At 70.8% G+C, this 17,213-nt stretch carries 16 protein-coding genes; 6 read left to right on the top strand and 10 right to left on the bottom strand.

Annotated features, from left to right (window positions below; translation table 11 throughout):
• Positions 1 to 79 precede the first annotated feature (79 nt).
• From DL991_RS17680 to DL991_RS17670, 3 genes are read left to right on the top strand one after another with little or no spacing between them, the layout of a single operon-like run.
• The gene (locus DL991_RS17680) at positions 80 to 1,261 is read left to right on the top strand and encodes an acyl-CoA dehydrogenase family protein (RefSeq protein WP_125785413.1); all 1,182 of its coding nucleotides are present in this window, start codon (positions 80 to 82) and stop codon (positions 1,259 to 1,261) included.
• Between the two features lie 9 nt (positions 1,262 to 1,270).
• A complete protein-coding gene (locus DL991_RS17675; protein ID WP_125785412.1) occupies positions 1,271 to 2,344 on the top strand; it encodes an acyl-CoA dehydrogenase family protein in 1,074 nt (357 codons plus the stop codon).
• Entirely contained in the window at positions 2,341 to 3,849 is a 1,509-nt protein-coding gene (locus DL991_RS17670; protein ID WP_125785411.1) for a long-chain-fatty-acid--CoA ligase, read from the top strand. The genes DL991_RS17675 and DL991_RS17670 overlap by 4 nt, the downstream gene beginning before the upstream one ends.
• Here the strand turns inward: DL991_RS17670 and DL991_RS17665 are convergent.
• The 6 genes from DL991_RS17665 to DL991_RS17640 all read right to left on the bottom strand — a co-directional run bounded on the left by DL991_RS17665 (position 3,846) and on the right by DL991_RS17640 (position 9,048).
• Positions 3,846 to 4,391: a LuxR C-terminal-related transcriptional regulator gene (locus tag DL991_RS17665; RefSeq protein ID WP_158632650.1), complete on the bottom strand. Its 546-nt coding sequence runs from the start codon at positions 4,389 to 4,391 to the stop codon at positions 3,846 to 3,848. The genes DL991_RS17670 and DL991_RS17665 overlap by 4 nt on opposite strands.
• Before the next feature lie 238 nt (positions 4,392 to 4,629).
• Positions 4,630 to 6,396 (bottom strand): ABC transporter ATP-binding protein, encoded by a 1,767-nt coding sequence (locus DL991_RS17660; protein WP_125785409.1) that lies wholly within the window; start codon positions 6,394 to 6,396, stop codon positions 4,630 to 4,632.
• A complete protein-coding gene (locus tag DL991_RS17655) occupies positions 6,393 to 6,824 on the bottom strand; it encodes a lasso peptide biosynthesis B2 protein (RefSeq protein ID WP_125785408.1) in 432 nt (143 codons plus the stop codon). The genes DL991_RS17660 and DL991_RS17655 overlap by 4 nt, the downstream gene beginning before the upstream one ends.
• A complete protein-coding gene (locus DL991_RS17650) occupies positions 6,821 to 7,078 on the bottom strand; it encodes a lasso peptide biosynthesis PqqD family chaperone (protein ID WP_125785407.1) in 258 nt (85 codons plus the stop codon). The genes DL991_RS17655 and DL991_RS17650 overlap by 4 nt, the downstream gene beginning before the upstream one ends.
• Positions 7,075 to 8,919, bottom strand: coding sequence for a lasso peptide isopeptide bond-forming cyclase (locus DL991_RS17645; RefSeq protein WP_125785406.1), 1,845 nt, complete (start codon positions 8,917 to 8,919; stop codon positions 7,075 to 7,077). The genes DL991_RS17650 and DL991_RS17645 overlap by 4 nt, the downstream gene beginning before the upstream one ends.
• Before the next feature lie 21 nt (positions 8,920 to 8,940).
• On the bottom strand, positions 8,941 to 9,048 hold the full coding sequence (locus tag DL991_RS17640) for a keywimysin-related RiPP (RefSeq protein WP_125785405.1): 108 nt from the start codon (positions 9,046 to 9,048) through the stop codon (positions 8,941 to 8,943).
• 223 nt (positions 9,049 to 9,271) lie between these two features.
• On the opposite strand from DL991_RS17640, the gene DL991_RS17635 reads away from it, so the two are divergent.
• The gene (locus DL991_RS17635; protein WP_125785404.1) at positions 9,272 to 10,366 is read left to right on the top strand and encodes an alpha/beta hydrolase; all 1,095 of its coding nucleotides are present in this window, start codon (positions 9,272 to 9,274) and stop codon (positions 10,364 to 10,366) included.
• On the opposite strand, the gene DL991_RS17630 is transcribed toward DL991_RS17635, so the two are convergent.
• The gene (locus tag DL991_RS17630) at positions 10,318 to 10,923 is read right to left on the bottom strand and encodes a TetR/AcrR family transcriptional regulator (RefSeq protein WP_125785403.1); all 606 of its coding nucleotides are present in this window, start codon (positions 10,921 to 10,923) and stop codon (positions 10,318 to 10,320) included. The two genes, DL991_RS17635 and DL991_RS17630, sit on opposite strands and share 49 nt — an antisense overlap.
• 65 nt (positions 10,924 to 10,988) lie before the next feature.
• On the opposite strand from DL991_RS17630, the gene DL991_RS17625 reads away from it, so the two are divergent.
• Positions 10,989 to 11,414 (top strand): SgcJ/EcaC family oxidoreductase, encoded by a 426-nt coding sequence (locus DL991_RS17625; RefSeq protein ID WP_125785402.1) that lies wholly within the window; start codon positions 10,989 to 10,991, stop codon positions 11,412 to 11,414.
• A 28-nt stretch (positions 11,415 to 11,442) separates the two neighbouring features.
• Positions 11,443 to 12,354 (top strand): hypothetical protein, encoded by a 912-nt coding sequence (locus tag DL991_RS17620; RefSeq protein WP_125785401.1) that lies wholly within the window; start codon positions 11,443 to 11,445, stop codon positions 12,352 to 12,354.
• On the opposite strand, the gene DL991_RS17615 is transcribed toward DL991_RS17620, so the two are convergent.
• From DL991_RS17615 to DL991_RS17605, 3 genes are read right to left on the bottom strand one after another with little or no spacing between them, the layout of a single operon-like run.
• On the bottom strand, positions 12,347 to 15,040 hold the full coding sequence (locus tag DL991_RS17615) for a bifunctional GNAT family N-acetyltransferase/acetate--CoA ligase family protein (RefSeq protein WP_125785400.1): 2,694 nt from the start codon (positions 15,038 to 15,040) through the stop codon (positions 12,347 to 12,349). The two genes, DL991_RS17620 and DL991_RS17615, sit on opposite strands and share 8 nt — an antisense overlap.
• 1 nt (position 15,041) lies before the next feature.
• Positions 15,042 to 16,214, bottom strand: a complete 1,173-nt coding sequence (locus tag DL991_RS17610; protein ID WP_125785399.1) for an acetoin utilization protein AcuC — start codon at positions 16,212 to 16,214, stop codon at positions 15,042 to 15,044.
• Between the two features lie 57 nt (positions 16,215 to 16,271).
• Positions 16,272 to 17,120, bottom strand: a complete 849-nt coding sequence (locus tag DL991_RS17605) for a sulfurtransferase (protein WP_125785398.1) — start codon at positions 17,118 to 17,120, stop codon at positions 16,272 to 16,274.
• Positions 17,121 to 17,213: the final 93 nt, after the last annotated feature.

The following is a 17,213-nucleotide window of genomic DNA, read 5'->3' as shown; positions in this document are numbered from 1 at the left end:
GTACAACTAGAACAGGTTCTACCCTACCGCCGCGAGCGGCCATGGCACCAGTAACGAGCACCGACGGCAGAGGTGACGGATGCGGATCGACTACACGCCGGAGCAGCGCGCACTGGCCGGGGAACTACGGGAGTATTTCGCCGGGCTGATGACCCCCGAACGCCGCGAAGCCCTGGCCGGTGACGGCGGCGAGTACGGCGACGCCGTGGTGTACAAGGAAATCGTCCGGGACCTCGGCAGTTCGGGCTGGCTCGCGATCGGCTGGCCCCGCGAGTACGGCGGGCAGGACCGGCCGATGCTGGACCAGCTCATCTTCACCGACGAGGCGGCCGCCGCGGGGGTGCCCGTCCCGTTCCTCACGGTGAACACCGTCGGGCCGACCATCATGCGTTACGGCACCGAAGAACAGAAGGCGTTCTACCTGCCGAAGATCGCCGCCGGCGAGCTGCACTTCGCGATCGGCTACTCCGAACCGGGCGCCGGGACGGACCTGGCGGCGCTGCGCACCCGCGCGATCCGCGACGGCGACGACTACGTCATCAACGGCCAGAAGATGTGGACGAGCCTGATCGAGTACGCCGACTACATCTGGCTGGCCGCCCGCACCGACCCCGAGGCCCACCGGCACAAGGGCCTGAGCATGCTGATCGTGCCGACGTCGGCGCCGGGCTTCTCGTGGACGAAGGTGCACACGGTCGCCGGACCGGGCACGAGCGCGACCTACTACGACGACGTGCGCGTGCCGGTGACGTCCCGGGTCGCCGGGGAGAACGAGGGCTGGCCGCTCATCACGAACCAGCTCAACCACGAGCGGGTCGCGCTGACCTCGGCCGCGCCGATCCAGACGTCGCTGCGCGAGGTGCGGACCTGGGCGCAGACCACGAAACTGCCCGACGGCTCCCGCGTCATCGACCAGCCGTGGGTGCGGCTGCATCTGGCGCGGGTCCACACGCACGCCGAGTACCTGAAACTGCGGAACTGGCGGATCGCCTGGGCGGCCGCGACCGGCGACCTCGGCCCGGCGGAGGCGTCGGCGACCAAGGTGTTCGGCACGGAGTTCGCGACCGAGGCGTACCGGCTGATGATGGAGATCCTCGGCGCGGGCGCCGTCGTCCGCGAGGGCTCCCCCGGCGCCCTGCTGCGCGGCCGGATCGAGCGGCTGCACCGGTCTTCGCTGATCCTCACCTTCGGCGGCGGCGCCAACGAGATCCAGCGGGACATGATCGCCGCGACCGCCCTCGGCCTGCCCGTCACGCGCTAGGAGGCACCCATGGACTTCACGCTCACCGAAGCACAGCAGGATCTCGCCTCGCTCACGAACCGGATCCTGACGGACAAGGTCACCCCCGATGTGCTGGGACCGCACGGTTCCGGCGGCTTCGACGCTCCACTGTGGACTTCACTGGCCCAGGCGGGGGTGCTCGACGCCGCCCTGCCGCAGTCGGTCGGCGGTGGCGGGTTCGGCTTGCTGGAGCAGTGTTCCGTACTGGCCGAGATCGGCCGCGCGGTCGCGCCCGTGCCGTATCTGACGTCGGTCGTCCTCGGCGCCGCGGCGGTGGCCCGGTTCGGGGACGGTCGGCTCGTGGAGCGCTGGGTCGTCCCGGTCCTGCGCGGCGACCACGTCCTCGCGGTGGCGCTGCCGGATTACGGTGTGCCCTGCGGTTTCACCGCCGAGGCCGACGGCGACGGCTGGCGGCTGACCGGTGCCCAGACGGCGGCGCCTTCGGGTGCTTTCGCGCACGGGTTCCTCGTCGAAGCCGCCATCGACGGCGGACGGCAGGTGTTCCTGCTCGACCGGGACGCGGTGACCGTCTCCCCGCAGCGGACCGTCGACCACGCCGACGCGGCACTCGTCGAACTGTCCGGCGCGAAAGCCGCGACCTCACTGGGCGACATCGGCGAATGGCTGCGGCTGCGGGCCACGATCGGCGTCTGCGCCCAGCAGCTCGGCGTCGTCGAACGGGCACTGGAACTGACCGCGGCGTACGCGCGGGAGCGCAAGCAGTTCGGCCATCTCATCGGGAGTTTCCAGGCGGTGCGGCAGCGGCTCGCCGACGCCTACGTCGACGTCGAAGCCGTCCGGCTGACGTTGTGGCAGGCCGCCTGGCGGCTGAGCGAAGGCCTTCCGGCGGCCGAAGAGGTCGCGACGGCGAAGTTCTGGGCGGCCGAAGCCGGGCATCGGGTCGCGCACACCGCCGTGCACATCCACGGCGGGGTCGGCATCGACGTCGACCACACGCTGCATCGTTACTTCGTCGCGGCGAAGCGGCTCGAGTTCACGCTGGGCGGCGCGACCGCGCAACTGCGCGGACTCGGCGACCTGCTGGCCGCGGATCCGGCATGACCCCCACGGTCACGGAACTCCTGCTCGCGCGGGCGGAGGACCGCTCGACCGGCCTGCTGTTCGAAGACCGGCGCTGGACCTGGGCCGAGCACGTCCGGGCCTGCGCCGGATACGCCACCGCGCTCGCCGGGCTCCTGCGGCCCGGCGGGCATTTCGGGCTGCTGGCGGACAACGTCCCCGAGTTTTCGTTCCTGCTCGGCGGCGCGGCGCTATCGGGGCACGTGCTGGTCGGCCTGAACCCGACGCGCCGGGGCGCGGCACTGGCCCGCGACGTCGCGCTGGCCGACTGCGAGCTGGTGTTCGCCGAGGAAAAGTACCTGCCGCTCCTGTCCGAGGCCGGTGTCCCGGTGCTGCCGCTGAGCGAGCTCGAGCCGGCGCGGGAGGCCGTCGTCCCCGTGGCCGCGAAGCCCGAAGACCTGCTCATGCTGATCTTCACCTCCGGCACCAGTGGCGACCCGAAGGCCGTCCGGTGCACACACGGGAAGATCGCCTACCCCGGCGAGATGCTGGCGACGCGGTTCGGTCTGTCCACAGAGGACGCCGTGTACGTGTCGATGCCGATGTTCCACTCCAACGCCATCATGGCGGGCTGGTCGGTCGGGCTCGCCGCGGGCGCGGGGATAGCGTTGCGGCGGCGGTTCTCCGCTTCGGGCTTCCTGCCGGACGTGCGGAAGTTCGGTGCGACGTACGCCAACTACGTCGGCAAGCCACTGTCCTATGTGCTCACCACTTCCGAGCGGGACGACGACGCCGAAAACCCGCTGAAACTCGTCTACGGCAACGAAGGAGCGGAAGCCGACCTCGCCGCTTTCGGCAAACGCTTCGGCTGCCACGTCGTCGACGCGTTCGGCTCGACCGAGGGCGGCGTGAACTTCGGCCGGGACGCCACCACCCCGGCCGGCTCACTCGGCCGACTGCTCGACGGCGTCGCCGTCCTTGATCCGGGGACCGGGAAACCCTGTCCCCCGGCGGAATTCGACGCGGGCGGGAGGATGCTCAACGCCGCCGAGGCGGTCGGCGAACTGGTCAACACCGGCGGCGCCGGCTTCTTCGCCGGTTACTACGGCGATCCGGCCGCCGAGGCCGAGCGGATGCGCGACGGGATGTACCACACCGGAGACCTGGCGTATCTCGACGCGGACGGCTATTGCTACTTCGCGGGACGACTCGGCGACTGGCTCCGCGTCGACGGCGAGAACCTCGGTACCGCGCCGATCGAACGCGCGCTCCTCCGCCATCCTTCGGTCAGCGAGGCGGCCGTGTACGGGGTGCCGGATCCGAGGGTGGGCGACCGGGTGATGGCCGCCTTGGTCTGCCGGACGCCGATCGACGCGGCCGAGTTCGCCGCTTTTGTTGCCGCGCAAGGCGATCTCGGGCAGAAGCAGTGGCCCCGGTTCGTGCGAATGGTCGAGGAACTGCCGCGGACGGCGACGCACAAAGTGCTCAAACGGGCGCTGGCGGCGGACGGGACCTCGGGAGCCTGGGAGGTGCGGTACCGGGACTAGACGCGCTTGGTCACCCGGCCGAGACTGAAACCCAAGGCCATCCGCGAGGTGGTGCCGAACCGGTCGTGCAGCTCGGACACGATCGTGCGCACGGTCCTGCTGCTCATGCCAAGGCGGTTGGCGACCTGATGGTCCGTGGCTCCCTCCACCAGCAGGTCCGCGACCTGCCGCTGCCGTCCCTTGAGACAGGCGCCCCGTCCGGGCCCGCCACCGAGCGGCCGCGACTCCGACCAGAGGACCCCGAAGAACTGACCGCAGGGACCGACGAGCGGGGGACGCAGCACCAGCGCGCCCGCGTGCAGGCTCACCTCGTCGAGCGGCACGACCGCGTACCGGGCGTCGAAGACCAGCATGTGCCGCAGCACTCCGCCGTACACCCTGATTTCGGTCTGCCTGGCCTTTTCGTGGTGCCGCACCAGCTCACCGCCCGCCAGCCGCGAGTCGACCACCAGCCGCCTGCGTCCCGGACTGAAGAGCATCGACTCCAGCAGCGCCGGGTCGCAGACGCCTGCCCGGCCGCCGTTGGAAAGAATTCCGGACACGAGTTTGGTGGTTTCACAAAACCGGTCGATACGCCTGAGCGTATCGCATCGTCCCGACAGCACCTCCACGAATTCCATTTGCCGACTCAATTGGCCACCGGCCAGTCGGTTGTAGATCATCTGAGCATCATCACCCGCCCATCCGAATAACCCATCCGACATCCCAGCGATCCATTCTCAAGAGCGCCCGGAAGATGCGACAGGGCCATCCGGGGGACGAGATGTCCACCATCGGGGACTATCCGGCGGAAGCCGCTTCGGCCGGTCGGCTTCCGGCAGACCGATCATCGGACAACTGATTCTCGACGAGCCGCCGGTACAGCGGGCAGGACACGGCGAGCTCGTCGTGCGTGCCGTCACCGGCGACCCTGCCCTCGTCGAGCACCAGTATCCGGTCGGCCCGGCGGACGGTGGCCAGCCGGTGCGCGATGATCAGCAGCGCGCATTCACGTCCGGCCCGCTCCAGCGCCATGGCCAGCGCGAGCTCGTTGATCTGGTCGAGATGCGCACTCGGCTCGTCGAGAAGCAGCAGGTCAGGCCGGGTGAGCAGAGCGCGGGCGATGGCGACCCGCTGCCGCTCGCCGCCGGAGAGCATGTTCCCGCGTTCACCGACCTGGGTGTCGAGCCCGTCGGGCAGGCCGGCGACGAGCCCGGCCAGGTTGACCATGTCCAGCACTCGCGCGAGTTCCCCCGCGTCGGCGTCCGGTGCCGCGTACACGAGGTTTTCCCGCAGCGTGCCGTGCAGGATGGGCACGTTCTGGTCGACCAGTGCCAGCCGGGAACGGCAGTCGGAGAGTGACATTCCGTTCAGGTCGACGCCATTCAGCAGTACCGTTCCGGAAAAGGGCTGATAAAAACGCTCGGCCAGCGAGAAAATTGTCGACTTTCCCGCCCCCGACTTTCCGACCAACGCCACACTCGTACACGGTTGGACCCGGAACGAAACACCGTCCAGCACCGTCCTTTTCCCGTAGGAGAATCGGACGTCGCGAAATTCCAGCACCGGCGCGGACCGCCCGGGGAGTATCGGTGAGCGGCTTACCGTGTCGCTTTCGACGGGCAAGAGGGATGCCTCGTGCACCCGCTGCAGCGCGCCCATGCCGCGCTGGACGAGGCCGATTCCCTGGAGCAGGGAGATGAGCGGCACCACCAGATAGGTCGCGTACAACAGGAACGCCACCAGCTCGCCCAGCGAGGTCGCGTTCGCCGCCACCCGCGCCCCGCCGATGAGCAGCACCAGCAGAAGCGAGCCGCGGATGGCCAGTTCGACGGCCGGGGTCATCACCGAGGTCAGCTTGGCCGCCTGCACCCCCGCGGCGAAGGCCGACTCGGCCCGTTCGCCGATCCGCCGCTCCTCTCGCGGCTCCGCCCGGTTCGCGCGCACCATCCGGATCGCGCCCAGCGCGCGTTCGAGGTCCGCGGCCATCTCGCCGACGCCGCGTTGCGTCCGCTCGCCGGCCGCGCGGAGCCTGCCGAGCAACGCGGCCACCACGACGGCGGCGACCGACACGGTCGCCGCCACCAGGCCGAACAGCACCGGGTCGAGCAGCAGCATCAGCACCGCCGTGCCCAGTCCGGTCAACCCGCCCGCGACGAGCTGGACCGACGCGGTCGACACCACGTCGCGCAGCACGGTGGTGTCGACGCTGAGCCGGGAGATCAGGTCGCCGAGCCGATGGTCCTCGTAGGCGGGCATCCGCAGCCGCAGCAGGCGCGCGATCATCCGTCTGCGCACGCTGAGCACCACGCGTTCACCCGATCGCTCCAGCATGAACAAGCCGAGCCCGTCCACAGCGGCCTGGACGAGGAAAAGCCCGGCTATGCCCGCGATGAACCACCAGGAAAGCGGCCGCGTGCCCACCGAGTCGATCCCGTGCCGGACCAGCAACGGCTGGAGCATCCCCAGTCCGGACGCCGACACGGTGAGCACGATGGCCAGTGTCAGCACCCTCCGGTGGCCCGCGGTCAGCCGCAGCAGGTCCCGGAAGCCCGCCCGATCGCTCATCGGACCCGATCCGGCGGTCCGACCGCGACGAGCCTGGCGAAATACCCGGCGGAGACCCCTTCGCCGACAGGCTGCCCGTCCACCTCGACCCAGGCGTGCGCACCGAACGGCGGCCGCGCCCGGACGCCGACGCACCACGTCGGCCAAACACCACGCAGCCTGCACAGCAGCGTGACCGCCAGCGACCTGGGCAGGCAGCCTTTCGGACCGAGGCAGACCAGGCTGACCGCGAGCACCGCCTCCCTCGCGGCCTCCGCCTGCTCGCGGGTGGCGGGCCGGGCGCCGCGGCGGAGTACGCCGAACACCAGCCGGATCCGGTGGGGCGGCAGCATCGCGATCAGCCTGGCCACGGCGACCGCCTGCCGCGCGGCGAGCCGCCGCCCGAACGGCAGTGATCGCGGCCTGCTGAGCGCGCTCGGGGTGGTCACGGTGTCACCAGGCCCGCCGCGCGCAGACCCTCCACCAGCGCGGTCACGTCCTGCTCGGCACGCTCACGCGAGACGTCGTACTCCTCGATGAGCGCGCCGGCCGCCTCGTCGCTGTCACCGCCTTCGAGCAGCGTCCGCACGACGATCCGGCCACTCGGGTTGAGCTGGAAATACCGGCCCTTGCGCTCGTCGAGCAGCACTGACCCATAGTCGGTGTCCACAATGGACACGTTGGGGCGGAACGCGAGGCTCATTTCTCCTCCAGAGAGAGCAAGGGCTTCGAGAACGTGCGCAGCCAGACCTCGCAGCCGATGGTCGGATACAGGATGCTGTCGCGAAGTTCCGGTGTATCGGGCCGCGATGCCAAGGCGCCCAAGCGATTCCGGTCGACAAGGCCGAGCTCGGCCAGCCGCGGGTCCGCCCACAGCTCGCGCAGGTCGCCGCGGCAGGCCCGCAGACCCGCCGCGGCGTCCATCGACGCCTGCGCCTTGCTGGTGCGGGCCAGGCATTCGCCGGGTACCACGCCGCGCATGGCTTCGGTGAGCACCGGTTTGTACGCCCACGGCGTCACCCGGTCGTCCGGCCTGATCGACAGACAGGCCTCGATCACCCGGTCGTCGAGGAAGGGCGACTGGATCGGCAGCCCGGCCCGCGCGCTCATCTGCTCCCATTGCCGGATGATCCGCGTGCAGGACAGGATCTGCTCCAGGTCCGCGTGCTCGCCCCTGGTCCTGCCGAGCGGCTCCGCGGTGAGCGCCGCGTCGCGGATCGCCACGCTCGCCAGCTCTTTCGCCTCCAGCGTCACCCAGTCGAACAATCGGGGCGGAGTGCTCCAGCCCAGCGCCGCGGTCACCGGTGCGGTCTTCGGCGCGCGGACGTCGGCCGCGGCGTCCGAGAGCCACCGGCGGTACGAACGGGAATCGGCCAGCGCGCGGACCATGCCACCGAGCGGCCAGGTGAACAACGCGCGGAAACCCCGGAGCGCGCCCAGTGCGAACAACGGGCGTCGCCGCAGAATCGTGTGATAGTGCGCTTCTGAGCACCAAGCGACGTGATCGCCGCCGATTCCGGTCAGCCGGACCCTGCTGCCCTTGGCCGCCAGCGGCGCCAGATCGCTGAGCAGCCTGGCCCTGTCCATCATCCCGATGGTCGGTTCGTCGAGCGGATCGTCGATTTCGAGCAGGCCCGCATAGACCAGCGGAGACGCGGCGACGTCCCACACCACATGCTCGACCTCGGGCAGATGCGCCGCCGCGCGCGTCGCCCAGGTGAGGTCGTCGTCGGCCGGGTCGAGTCCAGGCCAGGTGCTCGCCACGATCTTCGCGTCGCCGCGTGCGGCGAGGAAGGTCACCGAGGTCGAGTCCAGGCCACCGGAAAGATCACAGGCGACCACGCCACCGGCGGCCGTGCGCGCGTCGACCGCGGCGGTGAGCGCTTCCCGCACCAGCGGCGCGCCTTCCGCGAGCGAGCGTTCCGGGCGCGGCGGATCCCACCACCGCACCGTGCGGGCGGCGAGGCCGTCCGGCGTGAGCACGAGCGCGCTGCCCGGCTCCACCCCGTGCACCCCGCGCCACATCGGCTTGTGCAGCAACGGATGCGGGACCGGGAACAGCAGCCGGACCGCGAGCATCCGCTCGTCGATGTCCGCGCCGGCCGCGTGGGCGAGGATGTCCGCGCGGTCGGCAGCGACCACTACGCCGCCGATCCTGGTGTGGTGGACCAGCCGCAGCCCGGACGCGGTGCCCTGCACCCGGCAGTGCCCGTCCACCGAGGCCACCAGGTGGAAGCTGCCGGGCAGTTTCGCCGCCAGCGCGCCGAGCCCGCCGGGATCGCGCAGCCGCGCGGCCGCGATGGTCAACTCCTTCTCGGTGACCGGGCACCAGCCGATCACCGCCAGCCTGGTCCGCCCAGCCGAGGCCACGACGATCCCGTCGTCCGGCCACCGGCCGGTCAGCCACGGCCGCCCCGACGCGTGGGCGAGCGTCCGGGACCCAGGTGCGTGCAACCGCGGGGCCACGGCGAGAGCGGCTTCGTGGTCGGGAAAGACCGCGAAGTACTCCTCGCCGTGACCCAGCGTGTCAACGACTTGACGCATCGACGCAGACGGTCAGCGCGTTCAGTTCTTGCTGAGGATCAGCCGGTCGTTGCCCGACGACTGCAGCAGGCCGGTGACCTCTTCGAACTCGCCGGCCTCGATCAGCATGGGGGTCTCGTATTCCTTCATGGCACTCACCTCTCGTCGGATTTCCTTCGGTGCGGGCGTGCACGCGCCATCACCGAACGTAACAAGGTGCTCGCCGGTTCTACAGCGAACGAAGCTTCCGGAACCGGCAATTGCCACAAGCGGCACTCGAGGTGCGATCGAGGAGACCCGGGGCCGATCCCAGGGTCGGCACCGGTGATCTTCCCGATGTCCCGGGACCGGCCAACTCCCTACGTTCGGTGCCATGGAACGAATCACGCGCCGGATCGGCGTACTCGCCACCGCGCTCGCCCTGCCCGCCGTCCTCCTCACGCCGTCCGCGTCGGCGGCACCCGTCCGCTTGAGCCTTCCCGTGCCGACAGGCCCGTACGCGGTCGGCATCACCGATCTTCACTTGGTCGACCACTCCCGCCAGGACCCGTGGGTTCCGGGCGTGACGCGGGAATTGATGGTCACCGTGCGGTACCCGGCCCTGCCGACGGGACCGAAAGCGCCGTACATGGCGCCGGGTGTCGCGAAGGTGGTGGCCGAGGGCGACGCCGTCAAGCTGGGCATCGCCGCGGATCGGCTCGACTACCGCTTCCCCACCCACTCCCGGACCGGTGCCCCCGCGGTCGGCGGCAAACGGCCTGTCGTGCTGTATTCGCCCGGGGGCACCTTGTCGCGTTCGCACGGCACCACGCAGATGGAACAGCTCGCGAGCGAGGGTTACGTCGTGGTGGCCATCGACCACACCCACGAGGCCGAGGCCGTCGAGTTCCCCGATGGCCGCGTCGCGAAGAAGGCCTTGCCGCCGTCGAGCATCGAGGTGTCGAAGCGCCTGATCGAGACCCGCGTCCAGGACACCCGCTTCGTCCTCGACTCACTCCACCTGACCCGGGTCGGCATGTTCGGCCACTCCGCCGGCGGGTTCACCGCGGGCGAGACGATGGTGACCGATCGGCGCGTCGTCGCCGGGGCGAACCTGGACGGCAGCATGGCCCATTCGCAGTCGCAGCGGATCTTCGGCCGCGTCGCCGACGAGGGGCTGGACCGGCCGTTCCTGCTGATGAGCGCGGGTGACCACAGCGCCGCGTCGGACGCGTCCTGGCAAGAGTTCCTCCGCAACCAGCGCGGCTGGACCGGCGAGTCGCGGTTGCCGGACGGCGAGCACTTCAGCTTCACCGACTACCAGACCTTGTTGCCACAGCTGGGCTACGCCCCGGCCGCGTTCATCGGCACCGTCGACCCGGCGCGGAGTGTCGCCGCGCAACGCGCGTGGCTCTCGGCGTTCTTCAGCAAGAACCTGCGTCACCGGAGCAGCGACACGACCAGTGTGTCCTTGAGCCAGGCTTCGTAGTCGTCGTGACTCCACCCAGCCTCGGTGACGAGGCTGGCGTGGACGTCTGCGCTCATCAGGGCCACGGCGATGTCCGCGGCCCTGGGCACCACGGCGCGGCCGCCGGTCCGGACCCGGTCGATGACCAGCTCGACACCGAGCCGGTTGCGCCGGGCGCCTTCCGCCTGTGTCGCGGCGATGTCCGGGTCCACGGCCGCGCCGGAACCCAGCATCGTGACGATGTCGCCACAGCGCTCCCGAACCTGCCGCGCGACCGTGGCCAGCAGGCCGAGCAGCGCGACCGGGTCCTCGGTCCGCCCCGCCTCGGCGACGAGGTCGGGAATCCCGGCCTCGTCGTCGAGGAGGTCGACGAGGCCGCCGAGAACACCGGCTTTCGAGCCGAAGTGGGCGTAGATGGTCTGCGGGGACACCCCGGCTTCCTGGGCGATGAGGCGGATCGGCGTCCGCGCGTACCCGCGTTCGGCGAACAGCCCGCGGGCCGCCGTCAGGATCGTGCGCAGCGTCAGAGCCTCACGACGGTCGCGCAACCGGACGATGCCGGGAAGGTCCGCGGGCATGTATGCTCCTCGAAAGTTGGAACGTTGTTCTAACTTATGGATCGCTGTTACAAGAGAGGATAGCGATGACCACCGAGGAGATCATCACCGCGCTGGAACGCGCCTGGAACGCGGGCGACGGCGAGGCGTGGGCCGCGAACTTCGCCGAGGACGCGGACTTCGTCGACGTCGTCGGCCGGATCCAGCGCGGGCGGGCGACGATCGCGCGCGAGAGCCAGAACATCTTCGACACCATCTACCGGGGCAGCACGCTGGAGATCCGGCAGGTGTCGAGCCGCCCGCTCGGCGGCGGGTTCGACCTCGTACACACCGCGACCAAACTGTCCATCCCCGCCGGTCCCATGGCCGGGGAGGCGCAGGCGGTCCAGACGAAGCTCATCCACGACGGGCGGATCGTCGCGTTCCACAACACCATCCGGGGAGACATCGCGGCGTTCGCTCGCCACGACGCGGACCTCGGCGCCCGCTCGCCCCAAGAGTGGGATTCCTGACCGGCGCCGTTCCCGGCAGACTGACGGCGTGACGCGCCTGAGGAAGCATTGGCTCTGGCCGCTCGTGATCAGCGTGCTCGCGCTCGGCGCCTTCGCCGGACTCGGCCTGCTGACCCGGGCGGTGCTCGGCTCGCGAGGCAACCGGGCGCTGGCCGACACCGGCGGGTTCGGTGTGTGGTCGATACTCATCGGGGCGTCGGTGGTGTTGTTCGCCTTCCTGTTCGCGCATTCGATCCACCTCACGGCCTGGCGTCGCCTTGCCGGGGTCGCGGTCTGGAAACCGGCGCTGGCGTACGGGATCTTCGCGGCGATCCTTTTCGCTTTCCAGTGGAAGGCCGGTTCGCCGATCGGCGAACTCAAACCCACGACGGCGATCGGGGTGTCGCGGACCCTGCTCGCCCTCGGCCTGATCGCGGCGGCGCCCGCGGTGCTGGGCCTGTGGCTCAACCACACACGCCTCCGCCGGATCTCGCGGGTGTTCGACGGCGAGACCAGGGAGCAGGCCGTCGACGTGCTCGGCGAACTCCTCGAATGCAAGCGCGCCAACGGTGCCTGTCTCGCGGTGCTGGCGCTCATCGTGTCCACGGCGGTCATCGACGCCGGGGCCCAGCGCCGGGCGTTCCTCGCGACAGGCACCCCGAAAGAGGCGTTCCCACCGGAAAGCGTGCTGCTCTACGGCGCGTTGTTCACCGCGATCTCGCTCCTGCTCTACGTCCCGGTGTTCCTCGCGTGGAAGACCCGGTGCCTGCGGCTGGTCGACGAGATCTACCCGCTGCCGCCCGACGCGCGGCCCGGCGAGGACTGGCTCGCCGGACGCGCCCGGCTGACGCAGGTTCTCGGCACCGACACCACGGTGGGCAAGACCGTCACGGCGGCGTTCGGGATCCTCGCGCCGCTGGCGGCGAGCGTCCTCAGCATCGTGCTGCCCGCGCTCAAGTAGGGGCGTTGATCGGCCGCAGCCGTCGCGGCCCGGTGTCGGGACGGGAAGGCGGCGGGCCAAGCACGATGCGGGCGTTGGCGACGAACGCGCCGCCGGGCGAGGCCAGGATCGGGTCGAGCGTCATCGAACGGACCTCGGGGTTGTCCTCCGCGAGCGCCGCGACACGCAGCACGATGTCCTGGAGCGCGGCCAGATCCGCCGGTTCGTCGCCGCGGTACCCGGTGAGCAGCGGTGACGTCCGCGGCTCACGCAGCAACGTGGCGGCGTCGACGTCGGTGAGCGGGACCGCGCGGTAGGCCCTGTCCCCCAGCAGCGTGCTGACCAGCCCGGAGAGACCGAACGACACGAGCGTGCCGAACGACGGATCGTCCTGCAGCCCGACCACACACGAAATGCCCTTGGGCGCCATCCGCTGGACGTAGACCTCGTCGTCATGGGAGATCTCGCGCAGATCGGCGTACGCCCGGCGCACTCCGTCCACAGAGGACAGATCGAGCCGCACACCCGCGAGGTCCGGCCTGCCGCGCAGCCGTTCGTCGACGGCCTTGAGGGTGACCGGGAAGCCCAGCTCCTCAGCCGCCTTCACCGCCTCGTCCGCGGACGAGGCGACCCGGAACGGGACGACGTCGATGCCGTAGCAGCCCAGGAACCGGACCACGTCGTCGTCGGACAGCAGCGTCGTCTTGCCTTCCTCGCCCGCCAGCAGTTCGGAGACGATCACCTGCGCCTGCTCGGCGTGCAGGCCCGCGGGGCGCACCAGATTGCCCTGCGGCCGCTGCCGCCAGGCGGCGTAGCGCACGACCCGCGCGAGCGCGTTCACCGCCCGTTCGGGACTGGGGTACGACGGAACCGAACCTCGCGTCGGCACGCCGTCGTCGGACAACACGGCCAGCTCGTCCGGCACCCCCTCGACGGCGAGGAAGGTCGACACGATCGGCTTGTTCTTGTCCAGCTCGACGACGGCCTCCCGCAGCGCGCGGGCGTAGGCCGTACCCGGGATCGCGAGCGGCGGCACGAAGACCACGACGAGCGCGTCGGTCTCCGGCGAGTTGAGTGCTTCGCGCACGGCGTCGGCGAATTCCTCCGGGCTCGCCTGCGGTCCGACGTCGACCGGATCGACGGCCAGCCGGAGCCCGTGCGCCCGGGCGGTGTCGGCGGCGAGCAGCCCGATGGCGCTGGAGTTGCCCACGATGGCGACCCGCGGCCCGGCGGGCAACGGCTGATGCGCGAAGACCAGCGCGGTATCGAAGAGTTGCGCGAGCGTGTCGACGCGGACGACGCCAGCCTGCTCGAACAGGGCCTGGACACTGGACTCGTCGACCTCCGCCGAAGTCGCGGCGAGCTGCGGGCGGACGGCGTGCCTGCCGGATTTCACCGCCACCACCGGCTTCGTCCGCGCCAACCGCCGCGCGAGCCGGGCGAACTTGCGCGGGTTGCCGAACGATTCCAGGTACAGCAGGACGAGGTCGGTCGCCGGATCGGTCTCCCAGTACTGGAGCAGGTCGTTGCCGGAGACGTCGGCCCGGTTCCCCGCCGAGACGAACGTCGAAAGCCCGAGACCGCGCGCTTCCGCGTCGGCGAGGATGGCGGTGCCCAGCGCGCCGGACTGGCAGAAGAACCCGGTGCGGCCGCGCGCGGGCAGGCGGGGCGCGAGGGTGGCGTTGAGCCGGACCGCGGAGTCGGTGTTGAGCACGCCCAGCGCGTTCGGGCCGACGACCCGCATACCGTGCGCCCTGGCCTCCCCGACCAGTCTCAGTTCGGCGTGCAGCCCGTGCGGACCGGCCTCGGCGAACCCGCCCGAGACGATCAGGAGGGTCTTGACCCCCTTGGCCAGCGCACCGTCCAAAACGGACTCGACGGCCTCGGCGGGCACGGCGACCACCGCGAGGTCGACGTCCTCGGGAATGTCCACGACGGACGGATAGGCACGCACGCCGCGGACGGACTTGTGCTCCGGGTTGACCGGGTAGACCGTGCCGGCGAAGTCGGCGCTGAGCAGGTTCGTGAGGGCGACGTAGCCGATCTTCGTCGGATCGGTGGACGCGCCGATCACCGCGACCGACTTCGGATGCAGCAGGTTGTGCACGCTGCGCGCCTCGGCGGCCTGCTCACGGGAGCGGGCGACCGCGAGCGACTCCTCGGTCGGGTCGATGTCGAACTCCAGGTGCAGCACACCTTCTTCGATCTCGCGGCTGACCTGGTAGCCCGCGTCGCGGAACACGCGGACCATCGCCGCGTTCTCGGCGAGCACTTCGGCGACGAAGCGGCGAAGCCCGCATTCCTTGGCGGCGGCGGCCAGATGCTCCAGGAGGATCGACCCGAGCCCGCGGCCCTGATGGGCGTCGTCGACGACGAACGCGACCTCGGCCGACGGTCCGTGTTCGAGCCGTTCGTAGCGGCCGACCGCGACGATGTCGTCGCCCAGAAGCGCGACGAAGGCGACCCGGTCGTGGTGGTCGACGACGGAGAACCGTTCGAGGTCCCGCTGCGGGATCCGCGGATAGGCGCCGAAGTACCGGAAGTACCGGGTGCGTTCGGACAACCGCCCGTGGAAGGCGACGAGCCCGTCGGCGTCACTCGGGATCACCGGGCGCAGGTGCACGGTGCCGCCGTCGGAGAGCAGGACGTCGGCCTCCCACTCCCTCGGGAAGTCGTAGGGGTCGCGTTTGGTGTCCTCACTGGCCATGTCAGTCCCTCGGATCGTCCGGATCGAGGCCGTGCAGCGGGAAGATCGCCCGGCGGGTGTCGCGGATGGCGATGTCGACCGGCTCGTCCGCCCCGTCCCCCCACGGGACGTACGCGGTGTCGCGATCGTCGGACATGCCGGGCGGGATCTCGGCTTTCGGCGCCGCCCTGGAGATCGACGCGACCCAGTTCGGCGGCAGGGCCGTCGCCGGATCGACGTCGCGGTCGAGCACGGTGGCGAGCAGATGGGTCCAGGACCGCGGCACCACCCGGATCAGCTGGTAGCCACCGCCGCCCACGGCGAGCCAGCGGCCGCCCGCGTGCGCTTCGGACAGTTCACGCAGCCGCCGGTAGATGGCGCGATGGCCGTCCACGGAGAGCGAGAGGTCCGCCAGCGGGTCTTCTTCGTGGGAGTCGACGCCGCATTGGGTGACGAGGATCTGCGGCCGGAACTGTTCCAGCAGCGACGGCACCACCGCCTCGAACGCCCGCAGCCAGCCGCCGTCGCGGGTGCCCGGCGGCAGCGGCAGGTTGACCGCGGTGCCCTCGGCCCCGCCCTTGCCGATCTCCGCCGAGTAGCCCGTGCCAGGCCACAACGTGAACGGATGCTGGTGCAGGGAAACGGTCAGCACCCGGGGGTCGTCGTAGAACGCCTCCTGTACGCCGTCGCCGTGGTGGACATCGGTGTCGACGTAGGCGATGCGGTCGAATCCGTGGTCCAGCAGCCACGAGATCGCCACCGAACAGTCGTTGTAGACGCAGAAACCCGACGCCTTGCCGGGCATCGCGTGATGCAGGCCGCCCGCGATGTTCACCGCCCTGGTGGCCTCGCCCTCGGCGATCTTGCGCGCCGCCAGCAGCGTCGAGCCGACGACGAGCGCGGAAGCCTCGTGCATACCGGTGAACACCGGGTTGTCCTCGGTACCGAGCCCGTGCGCGAAATCGGCTCCGGTCATCGGCGCCTGCCGGACGGCCTCGATGTACTCGCCGAGGTGCACCCGGCGGAGCTCGTCTTCGCCCGCCGGGCCGGGGACGAGCAGGTCGACCCCGTCGAGCACGCCGAGTTCGGTGGCGAGCCGGATGGTCAGTTCGAGCCGGACCGGGTTGAACGGATGCTCGCCGCCGAGGTCGTAACCCAGCAGCGAGGAGTCCCATACGACGGCCGGTGCTCGCATGGTCGGAACTCTAGTGCCCTGACGCGGCTCACGCGTCGTTCCGGACCCGCCCGCGGGTCAGCCGGGCAGATCGCCGGTGGCCACCGGACGCTCCGGATCGCGTGACCAATGCGACCACGAACCCGCGTACAGCGCCGCGGGCTCCGGGTGACCGGCGACCTCGAGCGCGAGCACGACGGACGAGGCGGTGACCCCCGATCCACAGTAGACACCGACCGGGTTCTCCGGGGCCACGCCGAGACCTTCGAACCGCTCGGCCAGTTCCGAGGCGTCACGCCAGCGGCCGTCCTCCGCGAGATGCCCGGAGAAGGGCGCGTTGACCGCGCCGGGGATGTGCCCGGCGCGCGGGTCGATCGGCTCGGTCTCCCCCGCGTACCTCGGCCTCGCCCGCGCGTCGAAGAGCAGCCCGTCCCTGGCGAGGGCGGCGGCCTCGTCGGCGTCGAGCACCGGCATGCCACCGGGCTTCACGACGATGTCGCCCCCCGCGGGCGAGGGGACCTCGCCGGTGAGCGGGCGCTCTTCCTCGGCCCAGGCGGCGAACCCGCCGTCGAGCACGGCGACCTCGGTGTGCCCGGCCCAGCGCAGCAGCCACCACGCCCTGGCCGCGACCGAACCGTCGGAGTCGTCGTAGACCACGACCGGGTGCCCGGCGCGGACCCCGGCCGCCCGCAGGTGCCGTTGCAGTGTCGCCGGTTCCGGCAGCGGATGGCGGCCGCCGTCACCCGGCTCCCCGGCGAGCGCCGTGTCGAGGTCGACGTACACCGCGCCCGGGAGATGCGCCTCACGGTAGGAATCGGCACCGGGCGGGCCGGCGAGCCGCCAGCGGACGTCGAGGATCACGGAACGTGCCGGTTCCGGCCCGGAGAGCTGCGCGGCTAGTTCGCCGGTGGTGATCATGGGGCGCATACGACCATCTTTCCGTGCCTCACGGCTCCACGCCCAGCTTGGGGGGACTTTTCCCGCCTCGGCGCTTGTTCTCCCCACGCCTGCGTCGCTGTC

Source organism: Amycolatopsis sp. WAC 01375 (genome assembly GCF_003947325.1).
Lineage (GTDB): Bacteria > Actinomycetota > Actinomycetes > Mycobacteriales > Pseudonocardiaceae > Amycolatopsis.
This window is presented reverse-complemented; position numbering and strand designations above follow the sequence as displayed.